General features: G+C 70.9%; 21 protein-coding genes. 15 read left to right on the top strand and 6 right to left on the bottom strand.

Annotated elements, in window-relative coordinates:
- The first annotated feature begins 1 nt into the window (after position 1).
- From paaE to AB0C30_RS33265, 4 genes are read left to right on the top strand one after another with little or no spacing between them, the layout of a single operon-like run.
- Positions 2–1093: a 1,2-phenylacetyl-CoA epoxidase subunit PaaE gene (gene paaE / locus AB0C30_RS33280; RefSeq protein ID WP_357952076.1), complete on the top strand. Its 1092-nt coding sequence runs from the start codon at positions 2–4 to the stop codon at positions 1091–1093.
- A 55-nt stretch (positions 1094–1148) separates the two neighbouring features.
- Complete coding sequence (locus AB0C30_RS33275) at positions 1149–2327, top strand: thiolase family protein (RefSeq protein ID WP_357952075.1); 1179 nt, start codon at positions 1149–1151, stop codon at positions 2325–2327.
- On the top strand, positions 2324–3064 hold the full coding sequence (locus AB0C30_RS33270; RefSeq protein WP_357952074.1) for an enoyl-CoA hydratase/isomerase family protein: 741 nt from the start codon (positions 2324–2326) through the stop codon (positions 3062–3064). The genes AB0C30_RS33275 and AB0C30_RS33270 overlap by 4 nt, the downstream gene beginning before the upstream one ends.
- Complete coding sequence (locus AB0C30_RS33265) at positions 3061–3963, top strand: 3-hydroxyacyl-CoA dehydrogenase family protein (protein WP_357952073.1); 903 nt, start codon at positions 3061–3063, stop codon at positions 3961–3963. The genes AB0C30_RS33270 and AB0C30_RS33265 overlap by 4 nt, the downstream gene beginning before the upstream one ends.
- 97 nt (positions 3964–4060) lie before the next feature.
- On the opposite strand, the gene AB0C30_RS33260 is transcribed toward AB0C30_RS33265, so the two are convergent.
- Both AB0C30_RS33260 and AB0C30_RS33255 read right to left on the bottom strand, forming a co-directional pair.
- Positions 4061–4690, bottom strand: coding sequence for a TetR/AcrR family transcriptional regulator (locus AB0C30_RS33260; protein ID WP_357952072.1), 630 nt, complete (start codon positions 4688–4690; stop codon positions 4061–4063).
- A 69-nt stretch (positions 4691–4759) separates the two neighbouring features.
- Complete coding sequence (locus AB0C30_RS33255; RefSeq protein ID WP_357952071.1) at positions 4760–5302, bottom strand: hypothetical protein; 543 nt, start codon at positions 5300–5302, stop codon at positions 4760–4762.
- A gap of 217 nt (positions 5303–5519) precedes the next feature.
- On the opposite strand from AB0C30_RS33255, the gene AB0C30_RS33250 reads away from it, so the two are divergent.
- From AB0C30_RS33250 to AB0C30_RS33235, 4 genes are all read left to right on the top strand, one after another.
- The gene (locus AB0C30_RS33250; protein WP_357952070.1) at positions 5520–5882 is read left to right on the top strand and encodes a nuclear transport factor 2 family protein; all 363 of its coding nucleotides are present in this window, start codon (positions 5520–5522) and stop codon (positions 5880–5882) included.
- A gap of 194 nt (positions 5883–6076) precedes the next feature.
- Complete coding sequence (locus AB0C30_RS33245; RefSeq protein WP_357952069.1) at positions 6077–6982, top strand: CHRD domain-containing protein; 906 nt, start codon at positions 6077–6079, stop codon at positions 6980–6982.
- Between the two features lie 136 nt (positions 6983–7118).
- Entirely contained in the window at positions 7119–8015 is an 897-nt protein-coding gene (locus tag AB0C30_RS33240; protein WP_357952068.1) for an AEC family transporter, read from the top strand.
- A 65-nt stretch (positions 8016–8080) separates the two neighbouring features.
- Complete coding sequence (locus AB0C30_RS33235; protein ID WP_357952067.1) at positions 8081–8716, top strand: SRPBCC family protein; 636 nt, start codon at positions 8081–8083, stop codon at positions 8714–8716.
- Positions 8717–8827: 111 nt separating this feature from the next.
- On the opposite strand, the gene AB0C30_RS33230 is transcribed toward AB0C30_RS33235, so the two are convergent.
- Positions 8828–9565 carry an SDR family NAD(P)-dependent oxidoreductase gene (locus tag AB0C30_RS33230; RefSeq protein WP_357952066.1) on the bottom strand — a complete coding sequence of 246 codons (738 nt, stop codon included), beginning with the start codon at positions 9563–9565 and terminating at the stop codon, positions 8828–8830.
- A gap of 129 nt (positions 9566–9694) precedes the next feature.
- On the opposite strand from AB0C30_RS33230, the gene AB0C30_RS33225 reads away from it, so the two are divergent.
- The 4 genes from AB0C30_RS33225 to AB0C30_RS33210 all read left to right on the top strand — a co-directional run bounded on the left by AB0C30_RS33225 (position 9695) and on the right by AB0C30_RS33210 (position 14739).
- The gene (locus AB0C30_RS33225; protein WP_357952065.1) at positions 9695–10051 is read left to right on the top strand and encodes a helix-turn-helix domain-containing protein; all 357 of its coding nucleotides are present in this window, start codon (positions 9695–9697) and stop codon (positions 10049–10051) included.
- 128 nt (positions 10052–10179) lie between these two features.
- Positions 10180–10656, top strand: coding sequence for a hypothetical protein (locus tag AB0C30_RS33220; RefSeq protein ID WP_357952064.1), 477 nt, complete (start codon positions 10180–10182; stop codon positions 10654–10656).
- Between the two features lie 85 nt (positions 10657–10741).
- Positions 10742–13681, top strand: coding sequence for an AAA family ATPase (locus AB0C30_RS33215; RefSeq protein WP_357952063.1), 2940 nt, complete (start codon positions 10742–10744; stop codon positions 13679–13681).
- Positions 13682–13797: 116 nt separating this feature from the next.
- Positions 13798–14739, top strand: coding sequence for a hypothetical protein (locus tag AB0C30_RS33210; RefSeq protein ID WP_357952062.1), 942 nt, complete (start codon positions 13798–13800; stop codon positions 14737–14739).
- Positions 14740–14785: 46 nt separating this feature from the next.
- Here AB0C30_RS33210 and AB0C30_RS33205 read toward each other — a convergent pair whose 3' ends face one another.
- Positions 14786–18754, bottom strand: a complete 3969-nt coding sequence (locus AB0C30_RS33205; protein WP_357952061.1) for a S8 family serine peptidase — start codon at positions 18752–18754, stop codon at positions 14786–14788.
- A 148-nt stretch (positions 18755–18902) separates the two neighbouring features.
- Between AB0C30_RS33205 and AB0C30_RS33200 the strand changes: the two genes are divergently transcribed.
- Positions 18903–19889: a LuxR C-terminal-related transcriptional regulator gene (locus AB0C30_RS33200; RefSeq protein ID WP_357952060.1), complete on the top strand. Its 987-nt coding sequence runs from the start codon at positions 18903–18905 to the stop codon at positions 19887–19889.
- Positions 19876–20907: a LuxR C-terminal-related transcriptional regulator gene (locus AB0C30_RS33195; RefSeq protein WP_357952058.1), complete on the top strand. Its 1032-nt coding sequence runs from the start codon at positions 19876–19878 to the stop codon at positions 20905–20907. The genes AB0C30_RS33200 and AB0C30_RS33195 overlap by 14 nt, the downstream gene beginning before the upstream one ends.
- 3 nt (positions 20908–20910) lie before the next feature.
- Here AB0C30_RS33195 and AB0C30_RS33190 read toward each other — a convergent pair whose 3' ends face one another.
- Complete coding sequence (locus AB0C30_RS33190; RefSeq protein WP_357952056.1) at positions 20911–21453, bottom strand: isochorismatase family cysteine hydrolase; 543 nt, start codon at positions 21451–21453, stop codon at positions 20911–20913.
- Between the two features lie 86 nt (positions 21454–21539).
- Here AB0C30_RS33190 and AB0C30_RS33185 point away from each other — a divergent pair, with 86 nt between their 5' ends.
- Complete coding sequence (locus AB0C30_RS33185; RefSeq protein WP_357952054.1) at positions 21540–22013, top strand: hemerythrin domain-containing protein; 474 nt, start codon at positions 21540–21542, stop codon at positions 22011–22013.
- A 30-nt stretch (positions 22014–22043) separates the two neighbouring features.
- Here the strand turns inward: AB0C30_RS33185 and AB0C30_RS33180 are convergent, their stop codons facing one another.
- Positions 22044–22910, bottom strand: a complete 867-nt coding sequence (locus AB0C30_RS33180) for a LysR family transcriptional regulator (protein WP_357952052.1) — start codon at positions 22908–22910, stop codon at positions 22044–22046.
- Between the last annotated feature and the right edge of the window lie 70 nt (positions 22911–22980).

Genomic DNA, 22980 nt, shown 5'->3' with positions numbered 1-22980 from the left:
GATGAGCACGCTCGCGCCCGGCCGCGCGACGACCCGGGCGTCCGCCGCTTTCCACCAGCTGACCGTGGCGGCGGTCGACCACCTGTGCGAGGACGCCGTGGCGATCACGTTCGCGGTGCCGGAGGAGTTGCGCGAGGTGTACGACTTCCGGGCCGGGCAGTCGCTCACCCTCCGCCGGTTCGTGGACGGTCAGGAGCACCGGCGGTCCTACTCGATCTGCGCACCGGCCGGCGCCCCGCCGCGTATCGGGGTCCGCGAGATACCGGACGGGCTCTTCTCCTCCTGGCTCGTCCACGAGGTGGTGCCGGGAACGCGGATCGAGGTGCAGGCCCCGACCGGCTCGTGGCGGGCCGACCCGGCGCTGGGAGAGCGGCACCTGTGCATAGCCGCCGGGTCGGGCATCACCCCGATGCTGTCGGTCGCCTCCACGGTGCTGGCCCATCCCGGCGCCCGGGTGTCGCTTCTGTACGGCAACCGGACGAGCCGTACCGTGATGTTCGCGGAGGAACTCGGCGACCTGAAGAACCGGTACGGACCTCGGCTCCAGGTCGTCCACGTGCTGTCGCGCGAGCCACGCGAGGTCGAGTTGTTCTCGGGGCGGCTCGACGGCGACCGGCTGCGTCGCCTGCTCACCCAGCTGGTTCCGGTTGAGACGTTCGATCACGTCTGGTTGTGCGGGCCGCTGCGCATGGTCGAGGACGCGCGGACCGTACTCACCGAACTCGCCGTCCCCGCGCGGAACGTCCACGTCGAACTCTTCTATGCCGACGCGCCCCCGCCACCGCCGCGGCGGGCGGACAGGATGACGACCGGCGCGAGCAGCGTGCTGACGACGGTGCTCGACGGCCTGCGTACGACCTCTACCGTCTCCCGGGAGACGACGCTCCTCGACGGCGCCCAGGCGACGCGGGCCGACCTGCCGTTCGCCTGCAAGGGTGGGGTCTGCGGGACGTGCCGCGCGGTCGTTCGCGAGGGTGAGGTGGACATGCGCCGTAACTACGCCCTCGAAGAGTCCGAGGTGGCGGCCGGGTTCGTGCTCACCTGCCAGACGTTTCCCGTCAGCGAGAACGTTACGGTCGACTACGACGCCTGACCTTCGCTTTTCACTGTCCGATGTTCTCTGCGTTTCCCGATCACAGGAGCTCTTCGTGACCGAAGCCTTCGTCGTCTCCGGCGTACGGACGCCGATAGGCCGCTACGGCGGCGCGCTGGCCCACGTCCGCCCCGACGATCTCGCCGCCCTCGTCGTGGGTGAGGCCGTCGCACGGGCGGACATCGACCCTGGTCTCGTCGATGAGGTGGTCTTCGGCGCGGCCAACCAGGCCGGCGAGGACAACCGCAACGTCGCCCGGATGGCCGCTCTCCTGGCGGGCCTGCCCGACACGGTGCCCGGCTTCACGGTCAACCGGCTCTGCGCCTCCGGCCTCACCGCGGTCGCGACGGCGCGCGCCCTCATCGCGGCGGGTGACGTCGATGTTGTCGTCGCGGGCGGGGTGGAGTCGATGACCCGGGCGCCGTGGGTGACCGAGAAACCGGCCAAGGCGTTCGCCAAGCCGGGTGCGTCCTTCGACACCTCGATCGGCTGGCGGTTCACCAACCCCCGTTTCGACGCCGCGACGACCGCCTCCATGCCGCAGACCGCCGAGACGGTGGCACGGCGCTGGGGTCTGACCCGCGACGAGCTCGACGCGTTCGCGCTGCGCTCCCACGAGCGGGCCGTCGCGGCGATCAAGGAGGGCTGGTTCACCGACGAGATCGTCCCCGTACCGGTCGGCGCAGGCGTCGTCGACGTCGACGAGGGGCCGCGGCCGGACACGAGCCTGGAGCGGCTGGCCCGGTTGCGACCGGTCAACGGTCCTGACGGGGTCGTCACCGCCGGCAATTCCAGCTCGCTCAACGACGGCGCCGCGGCCGTCGTCGTGGTGAGCGAGCGCTTCCTCGAACAGTCCGGCCTGACCCCGCGGGCCCGGCTCGTGGCGGCGGCGAACGCCGGAGTGCCGCCGGAGATCATGGGGATCGGCCCGGTCCCGGCGACCCGCAAGGTGCTCGAGCGTACCGGGTGGAGCGTGGACGACCTCGACGCCGTGGAGCTCAACGAGGCGTTCGCCGCGCAGTCCCTCGCCTGCGTCCGCGATCTCGGGCTCGACCTCGACGTGGTCAACGCCGACGGCGGAGCCATCGCCCTCGGGCACCCGCTGGGCGCGTCCGGGGCCCGGATTCTCGTCACCCTGCTCGGCCGGCTCGAACGCTCCGGCGGCCGGCGCGGGCTGGCGACCATGTGCGTCGGTGTCGGCCAGGGCAGCGCTCTCCTGGTGGAGCGGCCATGACGCTGATCGTCGAGGAAGGGGCCGACCGGGTCGTGTGGCGGCTCAACAGGCCCGAGGTCCGCAACGCGATCGACCGCGAGCTGGTCGCCGCGCTCCACCAGGCGTGCGCCGCCGTCGAAGAGGAGCCGCGCGTCGTACTCCTGACCGGCGAGGGGCCGGCCTTCGCGGCCGGAGCGGACATCGCCCAGCTCCGCGAGCGGAACCGGGACGACGCGCTGCGGGGCATCAACTCGAAGATCTTCGACCGCATCCACCGGCTGCCGATGCCGACCGTGGCCCTCATCGACGGGTACGCCCTGGGCGGCGGGGCCGAGCTCGCGTACGCCTGCGACTTCCGCATCGGCACGCCGCGCGCGCGGATCGGCAACCCGGAGACGGACCTCGGCATCGTCGCGGCGGCCGGCGCGGCCTGGCGCCTCGCCGAGCTCGTCGGGGAACCCCTGGCCAAGGAGATTCTGCTCGCGGGCCGTGTTCTCACGGCTGAGGAGGCGCGGGCCGTGTACCTGCTCAACGACGTCGTGGAGCCCGAAGACCTGCTGGCCGCGGGACATCGGCTCGCCGACCGCATCACCGCGCGGGCACCGTTGGCGACGCGGCTGACCAAGGCCGTCTTCCACGCCCCGCGGGCCGCGCACCCGTTCGTCGACGACGTCGCGCAGGCGGTCCTGTTCGAGACGGAGGAGAAACACACCCGCATGACGGCATTCCTGAACCGGCGACAGGAGCGAAGCTCATGACCGGCGACGCCCAGGCGCAGACGCAGACGCAGACGCAGACGCAGTACGCGACCAGTGGTGCCCTGCCACGGACGGTGGGTGTCTTCGGCGGTGGGCGGATGGGGTCCGGGATCGCGCACGCGTTCCTGGCCTCGGGCAGCCACGTGATCGTCGTGGAGAACGGCCCCGAAGCGGCTGACCAGGCCAACGCCCGGGTGGGCGACAGCCTGGCCAAGGCCCACGCCAAAGGCAAGCTCGAGATCCCGCTCCCGGACGCCCTGGCCCGGCTGCGGACGACCACCGATCCGGGCGACCTGGCCCCGTGCGAGCTCGTCGTCGAGGCGGTTCCGGAGGACGCGGCGCTCAAGACCGAGGTGCTCGCCCTGGTCGAGCGGCGGGCGCCGGACGCGGTGCTCGCCTCGAACACCAGCAGCCTGTCGATCGGCGGGCTCGCCGCCGCTCTGGCCTCGCCGGGCCGCTTTCTCGGGCTGCACTTCTTCAACCCCGTCCCGGTGAGCGACCTCGTCGAGATCGTCACCGGGCCTCACACCGAGCCGGCGCTCGTGACGCGGGCTCAGGAGTGGGTGACGGCCCTCGGCAAGACGCCGATCACCGTCGCGGACTCGCCGGGTTTCGCGAGCAGCCGCCTCGGCGTCTGCCTCGCGCTCGAGGCGATGCGAATGCTGGAGGAGGGCGTCGCGAGCGCGGCCGACATAGACACGGCGATGACACTCGGCTACCGCCACCCGATGGGACCGCTGCGGACCACCGACGTAGTCGGACTCGACGTGCGGCTCGCGATCGCCGAACACCTGGCGCGCGAGCTGGGACCCCGTTTCGAACCGCCGCGCATCCTGCGCGACCTCGTGGCCGCCGGGCATCTGGGCCGCAAGACGGGCCAGGGCTTTTATGTGTGGTGAGCAGGCAGGCGCTGAGGTGGGCGCGGTCGCGCGGGCTGAGACTTCAGTGTCGGTCGCGTGGGCTGAGACTTCAGTGTCGGCGGGTCGCGCGGGGAGTTCAGGGTTGGTGGCGGGCCAAGCCGTCGAAGGCTATGACCGTGATGGCGTCGGCGACCGTCGCCGCGTCGTACACACCGTCCGGGCGATACCACTCGACCAGCGAGTTCACCATGCCGAACAGCAGCCGGCTCACGAGCGTCGGCGGTACGTCGTCGCGCAGCGAGCCCTCCGCGACGGCGTCCGCGACGAGCGCGGCGAGGCGGTCGTCGAGCCAGCGACGCCGCTCCAGGGCGGCCAGCTCGATCCCGCTGTTGCCGCGCACCCGGAGCAGGAGCGTGACGGAGGGCTGGTGTGCCACGAGCACCTCGACGCTGCGCCGCACCACCTCACGCAGGCGTTCGTACGCCGTCGCCCCGGCCCGATCGCGAGCGGCCGCGGTCACGACGGCGGTGAGCTCGTCGAGAGCGTCGTCCAATGCCTGGCTGAGCAGTTGCTCCTTGCTCGTGACGTGGTGGTAGATGGCCGGCTTCGTCAGTCCGAGCTCCTTGGCCAGGTCTCCCATGCTCGTGGCGTCGTACCCCTTGCGGTTGAACAGCTCCACGGCGGTGCGCAGGATCGCGGCCTGGTCGTAGCCGGGACGGCCACGACCACGGCGCGGGGTCGGCTCGGCGGGCTCGGTCGTCGTCACGAAAGAAGGATCTCACGGCAGCTCAGGCGCTCCGGTGGCCGCCTTGCGCCCTGACGGCCGGCCGCGCGCTCACGCCGGGAAGTCCTTGGGGTTGATCGAGGTGGTCCGCGCGTTGCCGCCCCTGACCGGGTTGAGGGTCAGAGTCCAGACGCTCCTTGAGGTGGCGGTCGTGGTGAACCTCAGCCGATCGTTGAACCGCTGGTACACGGCGCTCTGGCTGAACCTGCCCTTCGACACCCTGAACCGGGAGCCGGTGGTGAAGTAGACCCGGTACGTCCCGTCCCTGACGTCCCTGACGCTGGCGCTGGATCTGGCGCGTACGTAGATGCTGATCGCCTTGGTCCTGCCCTTGACCAGCGTGACGACGCCGTCCCTGGAGGTGCCGTTCTTGATCTTGAGCGTGCCCTGGCCGCCGCTGACGCGGTCGTACAGGATCTTGCCATTGCGAGGACGCGAAGCGGCGGCCGAATCGGCCGTCTGAGAAACCGAAGCGACGGTACGCTCGCCGGCCACGGTGGCGGCGGCTGGGGAAGCGGTCAGCAGGCCACCGGCCAGCGCGACGGCCGCGACGACACCGGTGCGTAATGGGGTTCCTTCGAGAAGTCTCTTCACCGTGAACATCTCCTTGGCGAACATCTTTGTGAGGGTCGCACGATCAGACCAAACATAGATCGCCTATCCGTTATTCACCAGGAGCCAGGAATTCGCGGCGAACGATCAGCCGATTCACCCGGCGACGAGACAACCACCTTCGTGACAGTTGCGCATGGCGCTTGATTCCGTATCGTCCTCACCAGCGGCCCCGACGACCACGTAAGGAATGATCAGCATGTCCGACGATGTGGCGCGACGCGTTTTCCAGGTGGTCGACACATTCGACCCCGACAAGTTCGCCCAGTTGCTGACCGAGGACGCCACGCTGGTGTTCGGCAACGCCGAGCCGACGGTGGGGCGCGCGGCCATCGCCGCCGGGCTGCGGACGTTCTTCTCCACCATCGGCGGCCTGCGGCACCGGATCGTCAGGAGCTGGCAGGTGGACGCCGACACCATCGCCGAGACCGAGGTCACCTACCGGCGGCTCGACGGCAAGGACGTCAGCGTCGCGGCCGTGTCCATCTGGCGCACTCGTGACGACGGACTGATCTCGGACTACCGCATCTTCATCGACCTCGCGCCCGTCTACGCGGCTTAGTCAGATCGGATCTCCGGCACCACAAGATCGCTATAAGCGGCGTGCGCCTTTACAAGGTAAATCAACATCTTGGGCGCTTTTCCAATGCGTATTTCTACACGTTCCGTCGTTGAACCCGGCTGCTGCCGCACCCCGTACAACCGTGCGTCAACACAGCTATGAGCCTCACCCTCGAGGCGCTTGAAAGGGTCATCATGACGAAGCGCATCCTCACCGTCCCCGGCCTGGTTCTCGCTACCGCTCTGGTCGCAGGTGGCCTCGCGCCCACCGCGGCGCAGGCGAGTACGAGCTCCGATGTCTACCTGGCCGCCGCGCTGCAGGGCAAGAACGAGGTGCCCGCGGCGGGCGCGAAGGTCGGCGACAAGAACGGCAGCGCCATCGCCGTGTTCCGTATCCATGGCAACCAGGTCGATTACGCCATCCGCTGGCAGAACATCGCCGCCCCGACCGCGTTCCACATCCACCAGGGCAAGGCGGGCAAGAACGGCGACGTCAAGATCCCGTTCTTCGGCGAGGCGCTGCCCGGCAGCCTGAGCGCCGTGAAGGGGACCGTCAAGGTCAGCGACTCCGGCCTGCTCAACCGGATCACGAGCAACCCCACGAAGTGGTACGCCAACCTGCACACCGGCGAGTTCCCCGGCGGCGCCGTCCGCGCCCAGCTCTACAAGATCCACCCGGTGGCGCTCGAGTCGGTGCTGGCGAACGGCTCACGCTCCACCCTCACCGCCTCGGCCGACGGCCGCCAGGAGGTCCCGGCGCCCGGTACGAAGGTCGGCGACAAGGACGGGCGGGCCGCCTGGCTCGTCTGGGTCAAGGGCACCCAGGTGCACTTCGCCACCGCCTGGAAGAAGATCGCCGCGCCGACGAACGGGCACATCCACCGCGGCAAGAAGGGCAAGAACGGCCCCGTGGTCGTGAACTTCTTCAGCGCCGCCAACGGCCTGCCCGCCGGGATCAACGGCATCGCGGGCACGGCGAGCACCTCCGCCAAGGTGGCCGGCGGGATCAAGCACAACCCGAAGAACTGGTACGTCAACCTGCACACCGGCGAGTTCCCCGGCGGCGCGGTGCGCGGCCAGCTCCACGGCGGCGGCTGGTAAGCCCCCCGATATCGCGCGGGCCGACCGATCAAGGTCGGCCCGCGCTTGTGCGTCTCGGCCGACCCCGCCGCTGACCAGGACTCCGCAGGACGACCCGCCCTCGGCGCGCGTTTCGGCGATCGGTACGGTGTGTCCAATGCTTACGGTAGTGACGGCGTTCACCCCCATCTGGATCATCGGCGCTCTCGGGTGGCTGACCGGGCGTTTCCGGGTGGCGAGCGGGCAGTTCCAGCAGGCGCTCACGGGGTTCACGTTCACCATCGCCATGCCCGCCGTACTGTTCACCACGCTCAGCCGTACACCGCTCAGCCAGATCCAGCCGCGGCCGCTGCTCGCCTTCGCGATCAGCACCGTCTTCGTCGGCGTGCTCGCGCTCGTGACGCTGCGCGGCAAGCTGCCCGACCGGGTGATCGGGGCGATGTCGTCGGCCTACGTCAACGCCGGCAACCTCGGCATCCCCATCGGCCTGTACGTCCTGCACGACGCGACCTTCGTGGTGTCGGTGCTGATCTTCCAGGTGCTGGTGATGTCTCCGCTGATCTTCCTGGGCCTGGGCGTCGAACGCTCCTCCCTGCTGGCCCCGCTGCGGATGCCGATCGTGGTGGCCTCGGTGCTCGGTCTGGGCATGTCCGCCCTCGGCTGGCAGCTGCCCGAACCCGTGATGCGGCCGCTTAACCTGCTCGGCGGCGCGGCGGTGCCGCTGGCGTTGTTCGCGCTGGGCATGTCGCTGAACGGCTCGGCCGTCGCCTGGCGCCGGGTCGCTCCGGTGGTGACGCTCAAGCTGCTGGTCCAGCCGCTGGTGGCGTTCCTGGTCGGGCGGTTCCTGCTTCATCTCGACGGCCACGCGCTGTTCGCGGCCGTCCTGTTCGCCGGGCTGCCCACCGCGCAGAACACCTACGTCTACGCCGCCGAGTACGGGCGGCCCACCGAACTGCCCCGCGACACCATCCTGGTCTCGAGCGTCCTGTCGCTGGCCACCCTCTCGGTGATCGCCGTGCTGGCCGGTGGCGCGGGCGCGCTCACCCTCAAGTGATCGCCAACCGGCGATCTTTGGGTAGAAGGTACTCGTACCATCGAACTCAGCTCCATGAGGTAACCGTGTCGAGACTTCTGCGCCTGTTAACCACCCCGCTGCTCATCGTGACCCTCGTCCTGACCGGCACCCCCGCCCCCGCCGACAGCGACCCGGTGCTCGCCACCCAGTGGCAGCTCGCCTGGGACACCTACCGGTTCTACGAGCACCTGACCGGCCCTCTCCCCCTGGACGGCCGGACCGCGGTCACCCGTGACCTCCCGATCGACATCGACGCCCCCCTTGACCACGTCTTCGCGGCGTACTCCGACATCAACCACCACATCGGCCTGCACCCCTTCCTGAAGCGCGTCGCCACCCACGCCGACTACATCCAGGACGGGCTGCGCTACGTCAACTTCACGGCCGTCGAGGACGTCCCGGTCACCGACGGGGTGCCCGTCACCGTCAACACGCACGCCCAGCAGCGCGTCCACGCGGCGGAGTACTTCTACACGACCGACACCTGGACCATGCCCAACGTCGTCACCCACCAGCGGATCGACTTCACCGACCTGGGCGGCGGCCGGACCCGGGTGACCGAGCACCTCACGTTCGAGGCGAACGTCCTGCTCATCGACTTCACCGTGACCAACGGCGTCTCCTCCCACCAGCAGACCCAGGTGGCACTGAAGGAGGCCATCGAGAGCGGCCGGCTGTAACGGGCCGGCCGGTCACAAGGCCGACTGCGACGGGCCAGGCAGTCACAAGGCCGACTGCGACAGGGCCGGGCGGTCGCGTTCGAGAGGTGACGCCCTTACCGCGTCCTGTCCTCAGCCGGGCAGGACGCGGTAGCCGGCGTCCACGGGGATGTGGGCACCCACCACAGCGCCGAAGCCGCCGTCGATGACCGAACCGATCACCGCGGCCACATCCCACGGGTCGAGCATCCGGCCCAGGACCGAGCGGCGGGCCAGCGCCGCTTCCGTCTGAGGGGTGCGCATGGCCGCGCTGCCCTCGGTACGTACGCCGGCGGGGGCCACGGTGTTGACGGCGATCCCCCACCCGCCGGCTTCGGCGGCGACGTGCTGCGCGAAGGTGTTGAGCGCGGCCTTGGCGGTCGCGTGCGCGATGGCGCCGGGGCGTACCAGGTCGGCGCTGAGGCTGGAGACGTAGACGATCCGGCCCTCGCCCTGCTTCCGCATGAGGTCGAGGGCCTGCCGGGTGATGTGGAAGACGGCTGACAGCTCCCCGATGACCTTGCCCGAGAAGTCCGGCCAGGACAGCTCGGTCAGCGGCGCGAAGGGCGGGCTGATGTTGGCGTTGCAGACGAGCGCGTCGACCCGCTCGCAGGCGGCCACCAGGTCGGCCACCTGGCCGGGGTCGCACACGTCCGCCTGAACGGCCTGCGCGCTGCCGCCGCTCGCCGCGATCTCCGCCGCCACCGAGGCGGCCGCCGCCGCGTCGCGGTGATAGTTGACGATCACGTGGAACCCGCGCCGGCCCAGTTCGAGGGCGGTCGCGGCCCCGATGCCGCGGCCGGCGCCGGTGATGAGGGCGATGCGTTGCATGTCATGCCTCCGTTGCCTGGGTATCGGGGCTGACGATAGGTTTTGGGCTTTCCTTGAGTAAGTACGTACCTTGGAGTTCGTCCCTAACTGCCGGGTCGGCCTTCAGATCGCAGAGGTATGGAGTGGCCGGTGAGTGACGCTTTTCACAGAGACTGCCCGGCGCGCATGGTGCTCGATCATGTGACCAGCCGCTGGGGAGTGCTGGTCCTGACGGCGATGCGCGAGCGGCCGCTGCGGTTCTACGAGCTACGCGCCAAGATCGAAGGGATCAGCGAGAAGATGCTCTCCCAGACGTTGCGCACGCTGGTTCGCGACGGCTTCGTCCTGCGCACCGTCACGCCCTCCACTCCGCCGCAGGTCAGCTACGCGCTGACCGACCTCGGCCAGGGGATCACCGAGCCCCTCCAGGCGCTGTCCGACTGGATCCGGGATCACGCGAGCGCCATCCTCGCCGCCCAGGCAGCCCACGAACGGCAAGGCGACTGAGCCGCGCTGACATCACACCCGCGCATGGGCCGACACCCACCGTTAATCGCTAGAGCCTGGACCGATAACCAAGTTTCGGGCATGCTTGTCGAGATCATTAGTAAAGCGGCCTATGAAGGGACAATCAGGTGAGAATGCCGACAAAGGCGGCAATCTTTACGGCGGCACTCTGCCTCAGCGGTGTCATAGCGAGCCCGGCGAATGCCGCCGCGGCCGCCAGCCCGGAGAGCATCTGCGGCTCCGGTTACGCGCGCATCACCGGCGGCACGCAGCCGGTCAAGACCTCGAGCGGCCGCCGGTACGGCACGGTCTACCTGCTCTACAACCGCGGCAACGGCTACAACTGCGTGGTCACCATCAAGTCGAGCTTCGTCGGCACGAAGACCCCGGTCACCGCCGAGCTCACGATCATGGCCAAGCCGATCAAGGACACGAAGCAGAGCCCGATCGTGCGTTCCGACCGCGGCAACTTCAAGTCCTACGCGGGGCCGGTGAAGTACTGGGCTCAGGGCAGGTGCGTGAAGTTCTGGGGCACGATCAAGCCGCTCGGCCACGACCCGGCCGTCGCCAGCGGGGGCCGTGCGAAGTGGGACAACTGCGGATAACGTCCGCGATGACGCCTCCGTCTTACTCCTTCCTGGCTTGTCGAGGTTTCATACTGACTCCCTGACATGATCGTCGGGAGGCCAGATGTTGTACGGACGCGGCGCCGAGCAGGCTGAGATCGACGCGCTGCTCGCCGCCGCCCGAGCCGGACGCAGCGGCGCGGTCGTCGTCAAGGGCGAGACCGGCATCGGCAAGTCGGCGCTCCTCGGCTACGCCGCCGGGCGGGCCGCCGGCTGGCCGGTGCTCCGCACGCTGGGGGTGGAGTCGGAGACCGAGCTGCCGTTCGCCGCTCTCCATCTGCTCCTGCGGCCGGTGCTCGGGTATGCCGAGCGGTTGCCGCCCGGCCAGGCGGCGGCGTTGCGCGGTGCGATCGGGGCGGCGCCCGCCGAGGTGGCCGACCGGTTCCTCGTCGGACTGGCCGCGCTCACGCTGCTGTCCGATCTGGCGGGCGACGGCCCGATCCTGTGCCTGGTCGACGACGCGCAGTGGCTCGACGACGCCTCCGCCGACGCGCTGCTGTTCGCGGCCAGGCGGCTCGACGCCGAGGGCGTGGTCATGCTGTTCGCCCTCCGGGACGGCGCGGCCACCCCGCGCCGTGGAGCGATGGCCACGCCCGGAATGATCTCGCAGCACCGAGAGGCCACGCCCCGAGTGACACCGTCGCGCCTGGAGGCGCTGGCCACCCACGGGGTGCCCGAGCTGCGGCTGGGCAGGCTGGAGGCGGCGGTGGCCGCGGAGTTTCTGGCCGATCGGGCTCGCGATCTGGCGCCGCAGGTGCGGCGCCGGGTCCTCGACGAGGCGGCGGGTAACCCGCTGGCGCTGATCGAGTTCGCCGCCGTACTTACCCCTGAGCAGCGGGCGGGCCGGTTGAGCCCGCTGCCGTTCGCGGGCGAGTCGGGACCGCTGTCGGACCGGGTGCGGACCACGTTCGAGGCTTACATCGACCGCTTCCCCGAGCCGGCCAGGGCGGCGCTGCTCGTCGCGGCGGCTGACGACACCGGGGATCTGGACCTGATCCTGCGGGCCGCCGCCCGTCTCGGCGCGACGGTCGCGGACCTGGCGCTGGCCGAACGCGAGGAGCTGATCGAGCTCTCGGCGGCCGGGCTGTCGTTCCGGCACCCGCTGATCAGGAGCGCTGCCTACCGTGGCGCGCCGTACTTCCGCCGGGTCGCGGCCCACCTGGCGCTGGCGGAGTCGCTGAGCGACCAGACGGGCAGGTGTCTGGGCGACCCCATGGGCAGACCCCTGGACGGCCGGATGACGCCGCTCCTGGACGATCGGGCGGCCGAATCGCTCGACGGCCAGGCGCGGGCCGATCGGCGGGCCTGGCATCGGGCCGCCGCCGCGACCGGCCCTGACGAGAGGGTCGCCGGGGAACTGGAGCGCGCCGCCTTACGGGCGCGCGACCGGCAGGGCACGGCCGCCGCGTCCGTGGCGTACGAGCGGGCCGCCGATCTCACCGCCGGCACCGCCCGCACGGCGCGCAGGCTGATCGCGGCGGCGGAGCTGTCGGTCCAGGCGGGTCAGCTGAAGCGGGCCGCCGGGCTGGCCGACCGGGCGGCGCCGCTCACCACGACACTCGCTACGACCCCGGCCGAGCTCGCCTGCCTGGCCCAGGTACGTGCCTGCGTGGAGGTGGAGCAGGGCTCGCCGAGCGCGGCGGGCCGGATCCTGGCCGAGGGCGCGGAGCACGTACGGACCGCCGACCCCGCGCTCGCGGCCCGCATGCTGGCCGAGGCGATCCATTACGCCTCCTTCGCCGCCGACCCCGAGCTCGCCCACGACGCCGACCACCGACTCGGCGCACTCGCACTGCCGCTCCCAAAAGGGCCGCAACCGCCGCAGCCGGAAGGGCCGCAGCCGCTACCCCAAAGGCCCGGGGTGCTCGCCGCCGGAATGGCGGTCATGGCGCGGCTCGTGGAGGGCCAGGCCGTGGTCGACCTCTCCCCCATCCGCGCGGCCGCCCAGCTAGCGCGCGACTCCCCCGACCTGCTGCCCCTCGCCGCCTCCCTGAGCATCGTCTCGGGCGACGAGGTCACGGCCCACGGGCTGGCCGAGTCGCTGGTCGCGCGCTGCCGCGAGCGCGGCCTGATCGGCCTGCTCCCCCAGGCGCTGGCGCTGCTCGCGCAGGCCCAGATGCTGCGCGGCAGGCACCGCGAGGCGTCGGCCGCCGCGTCCGAGGCGCTGACCGTCGCCTCCGACATCCACCAGGCCCATCGGGCCGGGCACGTGCACGGGCTGCTGGCCTGGCTGGCCGCGGTCGGCGGTGCAGAGGAGCGCTGTCTGGAGCTGGCCGCGAAGGCGGACGGCGACGTCGAGGCCACCAGGGCGCTCGCCGCCTGGGCGCTCGGTCTGTCCCAGCTGGGCCAAGGCAGGGCCGGGGCCGCTCTCGACCATCTCCAGGCGGCGGGGCACCGCCATCCCGTGGTCGCGCTCTGCGCGGCGCCCGACCTGGTCGAGGCGGCGGTCCGCGCCGGGCGGGCGGATCTGGCGGAGGGGGCGGCGGCCAGGTTCGCGGGCTGGGCGGCCGCCGTGGAGCGCCCGTGGGCGAACGCGGTCGCCGCCCGGCTCAGGGGGCTGCTGGCCGAGGGTGACGAGGCGGGCAGGCACTTCGCGCGGGCCGTGGCCGTACCCGCTGACCAGCCGTTCCAGCAGGCGCGCAACGAGCTGCTGTACGGCGAGTGGCTCAGGCGCGCGCACCGCCGTTCGGACGCGCGGCGGCGGCTGCGCGCCGCCTTCGAGGCGTTCGACGCGCTCGGCGCCGCGCCGTGGGCCCGCCGCGCCCACGGCGAGCTGGAGGCGGCCGGCGAGGCGGCCGTGTCCAGGAGCGGCGGCCTGCTCGACCGGCTGACGCCGCAAGAGCGTCAGGTGGTACGGCTGGCGGCGACGGGGCTTTCCAATCGGCAGATCGGCGCGCGGCTGTTCCTCAGCCCGCGTACGGTGGGACATCATTTGTACAAAGCGTTTCCCAAGCTCGGTGTGGCTGCCCGAGCCCAGCTCGGCGACCTCGACCTAGGTGAGTGACCGCGGCTACTTAGTCGCGAGCCCGCATGACCGGCGAGGCGCCGCGCGCCGACCGATTCGCGGATGATCGCCCGCGCTTTACCGTGCTTCCGACCTCACGGAAACGGAGCGCGTGGATGCACAGACTAGTCAGATCCGGCTTATCCCTGCCCCTGGTCGGGGTCCTGGTCGCGGCCGCCCTCATCGCCACCGCACCGGCCGCCTCCGCCGCGCCCGCGCGCGAGGACGGGCAGCGGGTCACCCTCCTGGTCCACGGCTTCGACCGTGAGGCCGACACCAACTGCGCCAGCAGCTGGAAGGACGCCAAGAACCTGCTGAACGCCAACGGCTGGGGCGAGGTCCGCACGTTCGGCTACTACAACAAGGCCACCAACTGCGACATCAGATATCAGGGCACCACCGACTCCCGCATCCAGGAGATCGGCCGCCAGTTCGCGTGGACCGTGTACTACTTCTACTCCAGCCATGACACGGCGATCGACGTCGTGGCGCACTCCATGGGCGGCCTGGTCGCCAAGGCCGCGATCGAGGGCGTCAACAGGTACGGCGTGGGCAGGACGCCACCCGATCTGAGCGGGCTGAATGTCGATCTGAACAACATCGGCGCGGCCGGGTGGCCCAGCGGCTGGCCCCCGTACCTGTACATCGAGGACATGGTCACACTCTCCACGCCGCACCTGGGCATCGGCAGCGCGCTGGTGACCGCGTGCGCCATCACCCACGAGCAGTGCAGCGACATGCGCCCGGGCAGCGGCTTCCTGAGCTGGCTGTCGAAGCAGCCACTCTCCCAGATGGGCACGGACTACACCTTCCTCGCCTCAAGTCATGACGACACGGTCGGCGTCGATTCGGCGACCAACAAGCGCACTGCCCATCATTGGGCGGTCTATGACAAGAACGCGGACGGCGGGACGCTGAGTCACACCGCGATGCGGACCACCTCGACCGGCGCGTGGCAGGCGTCGTGGGGCGGGCAGCGGAGTGACGCGGGGTCGGGTTCGTACCCCGCGCCGCTTCTCCAGGCCATGGACGGCCTGTACAACCAGCAGAGCGAATAAAGCGGAACGGATCGGCACGCCCGGGGCGTGCCGATCCGTTTTCGCGTTACTTCAGGCCGTAGGCCCGGGTGATCGTCTGGTCGACGGTGTTGCCCTCGGCGTCCACGCCCTGGGCGCGGATGCCGACGGTGCCGTTGGTGGCCGACAGGGCGGGATGGGCGATGGTCGCGGTGTAGGAGGTGGCGTTCTTCTTGGCGGTGGTGACGGGCTTCCAGTGGGCGCCGTCGTCGTAGGTGACCCAGAGCTTCAGGCTGCCGAGGCGTGCGTCGGGCACGTCGTAGGAGCCCTGGTAGCCGGTGATCGTGATCTTGTGCGGCCTGGCCGCCGGGGTCGTGTTGTCGAGGTCGAGGTCGAGGTCGTAGCGGAGGTTGAGCCGGCGGACCGGCTCGCACGGGGCGAGGGTGCTGGCGAAGAACCAGCCGACGCACAGACCGTCGCTGGGCGTCTGCAGCCCGCCGGTCGGGCGCTTGGACTTGAACGTCCACTCCGTCGCCACGTCGGTGGCGTACTTCTGCAGCGGCTGCGGGGTGTGGAACTTGTCGGTGAGGCGATAGCGGGCCTCGCCCTCCGGCAGCTCGTACCTCGGCATCTGGATCAGGACCGGGCCGCTGGTGCCCGATTCGACCATGGGGATCTCCTGGCCGTCACGGTAGAGATGCAGCTCGTCCTTGCCGCCGCGCTCCTCGTAGAAGCGCGCGTTCCAGGTGAACGCCTCCTGGTGGTTCGGCTCCGGGCCCAGGATCGGCAGGGCCGCCAAGAAGGTGTCGCCGTTGCGGCAGGGGAAGCACGTGGTGTTCCCGGCGGAGCGGGTCAGGTCGGAGAACACCGGGTTGCCGGGAACGCGCGGCTGGGCGCCCCACTCCTCGGTCTTCCCCCCGGCCGTCGGGTAGACGTCCACGGCGGTCGCCCACATTCCGGAGCTCTGGCCGGAGGCGTTGCCTTCGGGGTAGGTCAGCTGGGTCTCGCGGGTCCACGACACGTCCCGCGAGACCGGCCCGACATACTCGGTCACGGTGCTCTGCGCGGGCCAGGAGGAGCCGAACCGCGGACCGAGCAGCCAGCCGGGGTGGGTCACCACGGTCGCCGACCAGATGATGGAGGCGTGGGCGGGCCGGTCGGCGTGCAGACGGTTCTTGATCTCGTACAGGTTGCGCCTGCCGACCTCGTAGTCGAGCTTGGCCGGGACGCGCAGGCGCTCGTGGAGGAGCAGCGAGTAGATGTACGGCGTGGCGGTGACGCCCTCGGCCTGGATGCTCACCGGCCGCCTGGCGAGCAGCGCGGCCAGCGCGCGGCCTTCGCCGGCGGGCAGGCTCATGGTCGGGATCGGGTAGATCGGCCAGTACTTCGCCAGGTCGAGGAAGGGCCGGTTGACCGCCCCGTAGCCGAGCACCCCGGCGGCGCCGGCGTCGGCCGCGGCCTTGACCCGGTCGAGCGCGTCGCCCGTGCAGCCGGTGGCCGGGCACAGGTCGGACAGGTCGAGCAGGACGAGCTTGCCGCGTACACCGGCGCCGGCGAGGTCGGCGGCCTGGCCGCGACCCCCGGACACCAGGGTGAGCGTGCTGCGGCCGGTCAGCTTGGGAACGTCCTCCGCCAAGCTCTGGTAGCGGGGACTCAGGGTGAGCTTGTCGGCCTTCATGCTGATCACGGGGGCGCCGCGCAGGATCTGTCCCGCGACGTCGAAGGTGCCCTGGGTGATCGAGCGGGTGGGCAGCAGCCAGTAGTTGTGCAGCCCGTAGGTGGGGGAGGCGGACTCGAAGCGGACGGACCCGACGCCGTTGGCCGCCTCACGCTCGGAGGCGTACTGCGAGTTGTAGACCTCCGTGGGGTCCGGGGTCTTCTGGGTGACCTGGCGGGCCTTGCGCATGTCGAGGGTGATCGTGGTGTCCTTGGTGGCCTCGAACTCCGGCTGCGACGGCAGGCCGATGTTCCACTGCCCGTCGCTGCCACGCCAGCTGATGCCGGAGTTCGCGCTGTAGGTGCCCGCGTACACTCGCGTCTCGGTCTCGGTGCCGCTGCCGGGGTACCACTCGACGTCGAGGTCGTCGCGGTCGTCGGTGCGCATGATCGCCCAGGGGATGTCCTGCACGTCGGTCGCGCCGTCGGGCAGCACCATCCGGGTCTTGATGGTGACCTTCTTGGGCTCCACGAACGCGCCGACGGCGGTATTGACGCTCACGCCGCCGGCGTCGGTGGCGTGCACGAAGCCCTCGTACCAGGTATCCGGTCCCGACGGGTCGAAGGTGACGGCGACGGGCGCGGTGCCGTGCGCGGGGACGGTGACCGTGTCGTGGTCCAGGGTGAGCGTACGCGCGGGCGCGGTGCCCTTGTGGGCCTTGAGCCCGGTCTTGAGCGTCAGCGTCACCGGCTGGTCGCCGTCGTTGGTGTAGGTGAGCGTCTTGGTGACGGGAGCGGTGTGGGGGTAGGCCATGAGGCCGAAGTCGATGCCGCCCGAGGCGGTGACCGCCTGCTTCACGGCGCGCGCCACGTCCACCCGGCCCGCGCCCTGCTCGTACGAGCCGTAGCCGTCGTCGCGGGCGGTGCTGGTGAGCGCGTTCTTGAGCTGGGCGCCGGTCCAGTCGGGGTGCTTCTGGGCCAGGAGCGCGGCCGCGCCCGCGACGTGCGGGGTGGCCATCGAGGTGCCCGACGCGCCGGTGTAGCGGTCGTTCACGGGCGTGCCCATCGTGGTGCCCGCGGCGCGCGCGGCCACGATGCCGACGCCGGGGGCGGCGATGTCCGGCTTGAGGCTGTAGTCGGCCAGCACCGGGCCCTTGCTGGAGAACTCGGCGAGCTTCTCCGACCCGTCCACCGCGGCGACGGTCAGCGCCGACGGTGCCGAGCCGGGCGAGGCGATCTTCCGGTTGAGGTAGTCGTTGCCCGCCGCGATGACGAACAGCGACTTCGACTGGGCGCTGAGGTTCTCGACCGCCTGGCTCATCGGGTCGGGCCCGGTGTAGCAGCAGCCGCCGAGGCTCATGCTGATCACTCTGGCCTGCTGGCCGACCGCCCACTCCATGCCGGCCATGATGTCCGACTCGAACCCGTTGCCGCTCTTGTCGATGACCTTGCCGACGAGCAGCGACGCCTTGGGCGCGACGCCGGTGTACTTGCCGTCGGAGGCGGCGCCGTTGCCCGCGATCGTGGAGGCGACGTGGGTGCCGTGCCCGTGGCCGTCCTGGATGTCCGCCTCGGCGGTGAAGTTCGCGCTCGCCACGACGCGGCCGGCGAGGTCGGGGTGGCCGAGGTCGATGCCGGTGTCGAGGACCGCGACCTTGACGCCCTCGCCCTTCAGCCCGGCGGCCCACGCCTCGGGCGCGCCGATCTGCGGCACGCTCTTGTCGAGTACGGCCTGCACCTTGCGGTCGAGCCAGATGGCCGAGACGCCTCGGTCGAGCTTGGCCGTGGCGTCCTTGTCGCTCGCGGGAGGATCGACGGCGCTCCAGAACTGCTGGACCGCCTGCTTGTCCACCCGGATCGCCGCGCCGCCCACGCTGGGCAGCCCGCGTGGCGCGGAGGTGGCGGGCAGGGCGTCGGCCTGCGCCGACAGCGTGTTGGCCGCCTGCTTGGCCTGACCGTACTGGACGATCAGCGGCAGGCCGGCGCTCTCCTTGTCGGTGTAGCCGTTCTTGGCCATGTACGCGACGTCGAACAGGCCCTTGTCCATGCGGCCCGACGACACCAGGTCCATCACGTCGGAAGGGAAGACGTAGTAGGAGTCCCGATCGCGGACGGAGATGAAGTTCACCGGGGCGCCGTCGGGCCGCTTGGCGGGGGTGACCTGGTAGCGCGGGGTACCGCCGGGGCCGGTGTCGTAGGCGACCACGTCACCGGTGATCAGCGTGATCTTCGGCGCGTCCTTGGCCGGCGTTCCGGACGACTCGACGGCGGCGGCGGTCTGGCCGGAAAGGGCGGGTGCGGGGGTGGCCGTGGCCGGCGGCTCTACGGCCATACCGGTCGACAGCACCAGCCCCAGCGCTAAAAGCCCGATGGACGGGTTGCGCCATCGTGGACGAGTCATGGTTCTCCTCGCGGGATAGCAGGCGTGATCGACTCTCCCGAACCATGACATGTCAAGAAATATCCTGAGAAGATGACTCGTCGTCCTTTTCCCGCCAATGACGGGAAAAGGACGGCCGGGGACCGGGGTTTTGGGTGATCATGTTGGGATGCTGCGCATCCTCGGCCTGTCAGCGGCGGAACAGGCTCTCTACGAGGCTCTGGTCGAGCACTCCCCCGTCACACTCGAAGAGCTGGACGAGCTCGCCGGCACTCCCGGCCTGGCCGTCGGGCTGGAGGAGCTGGGGCTGATCGCCCGCCTGCCCGAGGACCCGCCCCGGTTCGTCGTCGTACCGCCGGAGATGGGGCTGGACGCGCTCATCCGCGAGCGGGCCCGCGCCCTGGCCGACGCCCGGCTGCGGGTGGCCCAGCTGTCCACCCGCTATCACCTCACCACGCCGGCCCAGGAGTCGGGCGGGCTTGTGGAGGTGGTGATCGGGCGGGAGGCGGTGCTGCGCCGGTTCGAGCAGTTGCAGCGCGGCACCCGGCGGGAGATCCGGATGTTCGACGCGCCCCCGTACGCGGGCGTGGTGGGCGGCAACACCCAGGAGTTCGACCTGCTGAGCCGCGGCGTGGACTACCGGGTGGTCTACGACCGGCGGGCCATCGAGATGCGCGGCACGCTGAAGACCATCGTGGACTACATCGCCGCGGGTGAGCAGGTGCGCGTCGGCGACGTGCCGATGAAGCTGGTGCTCAGCGACTACCCCATGGCCCTCGTACCGCTCCGGCATGATCTGCAGATGGTCGAGTCGGCCCTGGTCGTGTACGACTCGACGCTGCTCGATGCCCTGACGGCGCTGTTCGAGATGTACTGGGAGCGCGCCGTGCCCCTGCACGTCAGCCATGGCCGCGCCCGGCTGCCGGAGACCAGGAGCCCGACCGACGCGCAGCGCGACCTGCTGGCCCGGCTGGTGGCCGGCCAGACGGACAAGGCCATCGCGGCCCATCTCGGCTGGAGCGACCGCACGGTACGCCGGCACGTGCACGCCATGATGATCCAGCTGGACGCCCAGACCCGCTTCCAGGCGGGCTACCAGGCCGTCCTGCGCGGCTGGCTGGCCGATGAGAAGGGCGTACACGATGAGCCGGAATGACAGGGAGGGCGCGGGCGCGCTCGGCGCGGCCGGGCTCACCCCGGACGAGGAGGCGGTGTACGAGCTGCTCATCGACGGCTCACCGGCCACCACCGCCCGGATCGCGTCGTTGGGCGCGCCGGCCGGGCTCCGCGCCGACCAACTGCCCGCCGTGCTCGCCGCGCTGGAGGCCAAGGGGCTGGTCACCCGATCCGGCGCCCACTACGCCGCCGTCGCCCCGGAGGCCGCGCTCGACGTGCTCCTGGTCACCGCGGAGCGGGAGCTGCTGCGCGCCCGCGAGCGCGCGGGCGAGCTCGATCAGGCCTTCCAGCGCCGCCGGGCGGCCGGGGAGACGCCGCCGGCGGTCGTCGAGGTCGTGACCGGGCAGCGGGCGGTCCAGCAGCGGCACGCCCAGATCCAGCGGGCCGCCTGGCACCAGCTGCGCTGCTTGTCCAAGCCGCCCTACTTCGACCCGCCGGGCAGCGTGGCGGCCCAGCGCGAGCTGCTGGAGCGGGGCGTCACGAGCCGCATGATCTACGAGCGGGGGTTCGTCGACCGGATCGGGGCGCTGCGTCAGATCGAGACGATGGTCGGGGCGGGCCAGCAGGCGCGGGTGCTGCCCAGCCTGCCCATGAAGCTCTACCTCATGGACGACCGCTTCGCCCTGCTCCTGCTACGGCACCACCCGGACGACCCCGACGCCGACGCCGCCCTGGTGGTCCACCCGTCCGGGCTGCTGGAGGCGCTGAGCCGGCTGTTCGAAGGGCTGTGGCAGCGGGCGCTGCCGCTGCGCCTGCGGCCTCCGGCGCCCGGCGCGGCCCCGACCGCGCGAGCGCGCGCCGCCGCGGACGACGACGAGCGGCTGATCGCGCTCCTGGTGGCCGGACTGACCGACGAGGCCATCGCCCGGCAGCTCGGCGTCGGCTACCGTACGGCCGAGCGGCGCATCGCGAACCTGATGAGCAGGCTCGGCGCCCACACCCGCTTCCAGGCGGGCGTCCAGGCCGCCTTCCGCCACCCTCCGCCGCCGGAGGAGTGAGGCTCACCGGTCCAGGCACTCGGCCGAGAGGGCGAGGCGGGCGGACATGTTGCGCTCCATCATGCGCAGGGCCGCCTCGCCGAGGTCTTGGTGGATGGCGGCCACGCAGTCGGGCGGCACCGTCAGGGCGTAGTGCCGTACGTAGGCGTCCAGGGCGCTGTAGAGCACGCACTGCTCGGTCACCTGGCCGGCCAGGACGACGGTGTCGACCTCGGTGCGGCCCAGCAGGTACTCCAGCGAGGTGCCGTAGAAGGCGCTGTGGCGGACCTTGGGCAGGAACGCACAGTCCGGCGGCGGCAGGATCGGCTCCACCAGGTCCGGGCGGCGGCCGTTGAGGGCCTGGGCCTCGATCTCGCGCCGATCTCGGGTGAAGTCGCCGTAGTTGTCGTTGACGTACACCAGCTCGACCTCGTCGCGGGTACGCGCCCGCGCCACCAGCTTCGCCATCGGTTCGATGATCTTCGCTACGTTGCGGCACAGGGGTTCGGCGTCGTCGTGCTCGTACGGATTCAGCATGTCGATGATGACCAGCGCGGTTCTTGCCATTCCCTCTTACTGTCCACGACGTGCGGTTTTAGCCGATCGGCCCCGGGCAGACGCCAGCAGCCGGACGACGGAGGGAAGGAGACCCGATGGACGCCATCGTGCTGCTGAAGGACGACCACAAGACGGTCGAAGGGCTGTTCAAGAAGTTCGAGCAGGCCGGAGAGCGGGCCTACACCGAGAAGCGCCGCCTCGTGGACCAGATCACCAAGGAACTGGTCACGCACGCCTACATCGAGGAGGAGTACTTCTACCCGGCCGCCCGCGCCAAGGTGCCGGAGACCAGCGATCACGTGCTGGAGAGCGTCGAGGAGCACCACGTGGTGGTCTGGCTGCTGTCCGAGCTCAAGGACCTCGACCCGAAGGACGAGCACTTCAAAGCGAAGGTCACGGTGCTGATCGAGAACGTCCGGCACCACGTCGAGGAGGAGGAGAAGGACTGGTTCCCGCAGGTCCGCGCCGCGATGGGGCGCAAGGAGCTGCAGGAGCTCGGCGAACGCATGGCAGCCGCCAAGGCCGAGGCCCCCGCCGAGCCGCTCGCCGTCAAGAGCGCCTCGCAGTAAGCCGCGCCTCTCAGCGGGCCGTGCCTGGTGTCAGCCGGCCGTCACGTGGTCGACGAACAGGGCCGTAGCCGCGGTCGGGGCAGGCAGCGGGTTCCAGGCCAGGCCGATGGGGCGGTGCTGGGCCGGGACGAGCGGACGGTAGGTGGGGTCGTCGTGTTCCAGCGAGGCGGGCAGCGGCAGGACGCCCACGCCGAGCCCGGCGCCGATGAGGCCGCGTACGGTGGCGATCTCCTCGCTCTCGAAGGCGATGACCGGCTCGAACCCGGCCTCCTCGCACAGCCGGTCGATCACCCGGCGCAGGTCCGTCGTCGGGGCGAAGGCGACGAACGGCTCGTCGCGTACGTCGGCGAGCGTCAGCCCCGGGACGGCGGCGAGCGGGTGCTCGACGGGCAGGGCGAGACAGAGCCGCTGCTCACGTAGCGGGTGCCAGCGCGCGGGGTTGCCTTCCGGCGGCGGGGTGACCAGGGCGGCGTCGATGTCGCCCTGGGCCAGCCAGGTGAACAGCTCCCTGGCGAAGCCCTGGTGCAGCTCGAAGCGGATGCCGGGCGTGCCCGCCCGCAGGTCGCGCAGGATCTCCGGCACCAGCCAGCGGCCCACCGAGTGCAGGAAGCCCAGCCGGATCAGGCCGGTGTCCGGGTTGGTGAGGGCGTCGATGCGGCGGCGCGCGCCCTGCAGCTCGTCCACGGCGCGGGCGGCGTGCTCGCGGAACAGCAGGCCGAACCGGTTGAGCGCGAGCCGGCGCCCGTGCCGGTGGAACAGCTCGACCCCCAGGTCGGCCTCCAGCCGGGCGAGCGCCCGCGACAGCGTGGACTGGTTGATCCCCTCCATCGCCGCGGTGTCGCGCATGTTCTCCGTGTCACACAGCGTCAGAAACCAGCGCAGGGTCTGCAGCTCCATCCTGCGATGATGCCCCTTTCGCATCAGCTTCGGCAAATTATGCATTTTGCGCATCAGCGCTGAGCGGGCA

Origin of the sequence: Nonomuraea sp. NPDC048901 (assembly GCF_040649695.1) — a bacterium.
In the GTDB taxonomy this organism is placed as follows: domain Bacteria; phylum Actinomycetota; class Actinomycetes; order Streptosporangiales; family Streptosporangiaceae; genus Nonomuraea.
This window is presented reverse-complemented; position numbering and strand designations above follow the sequence as displayed.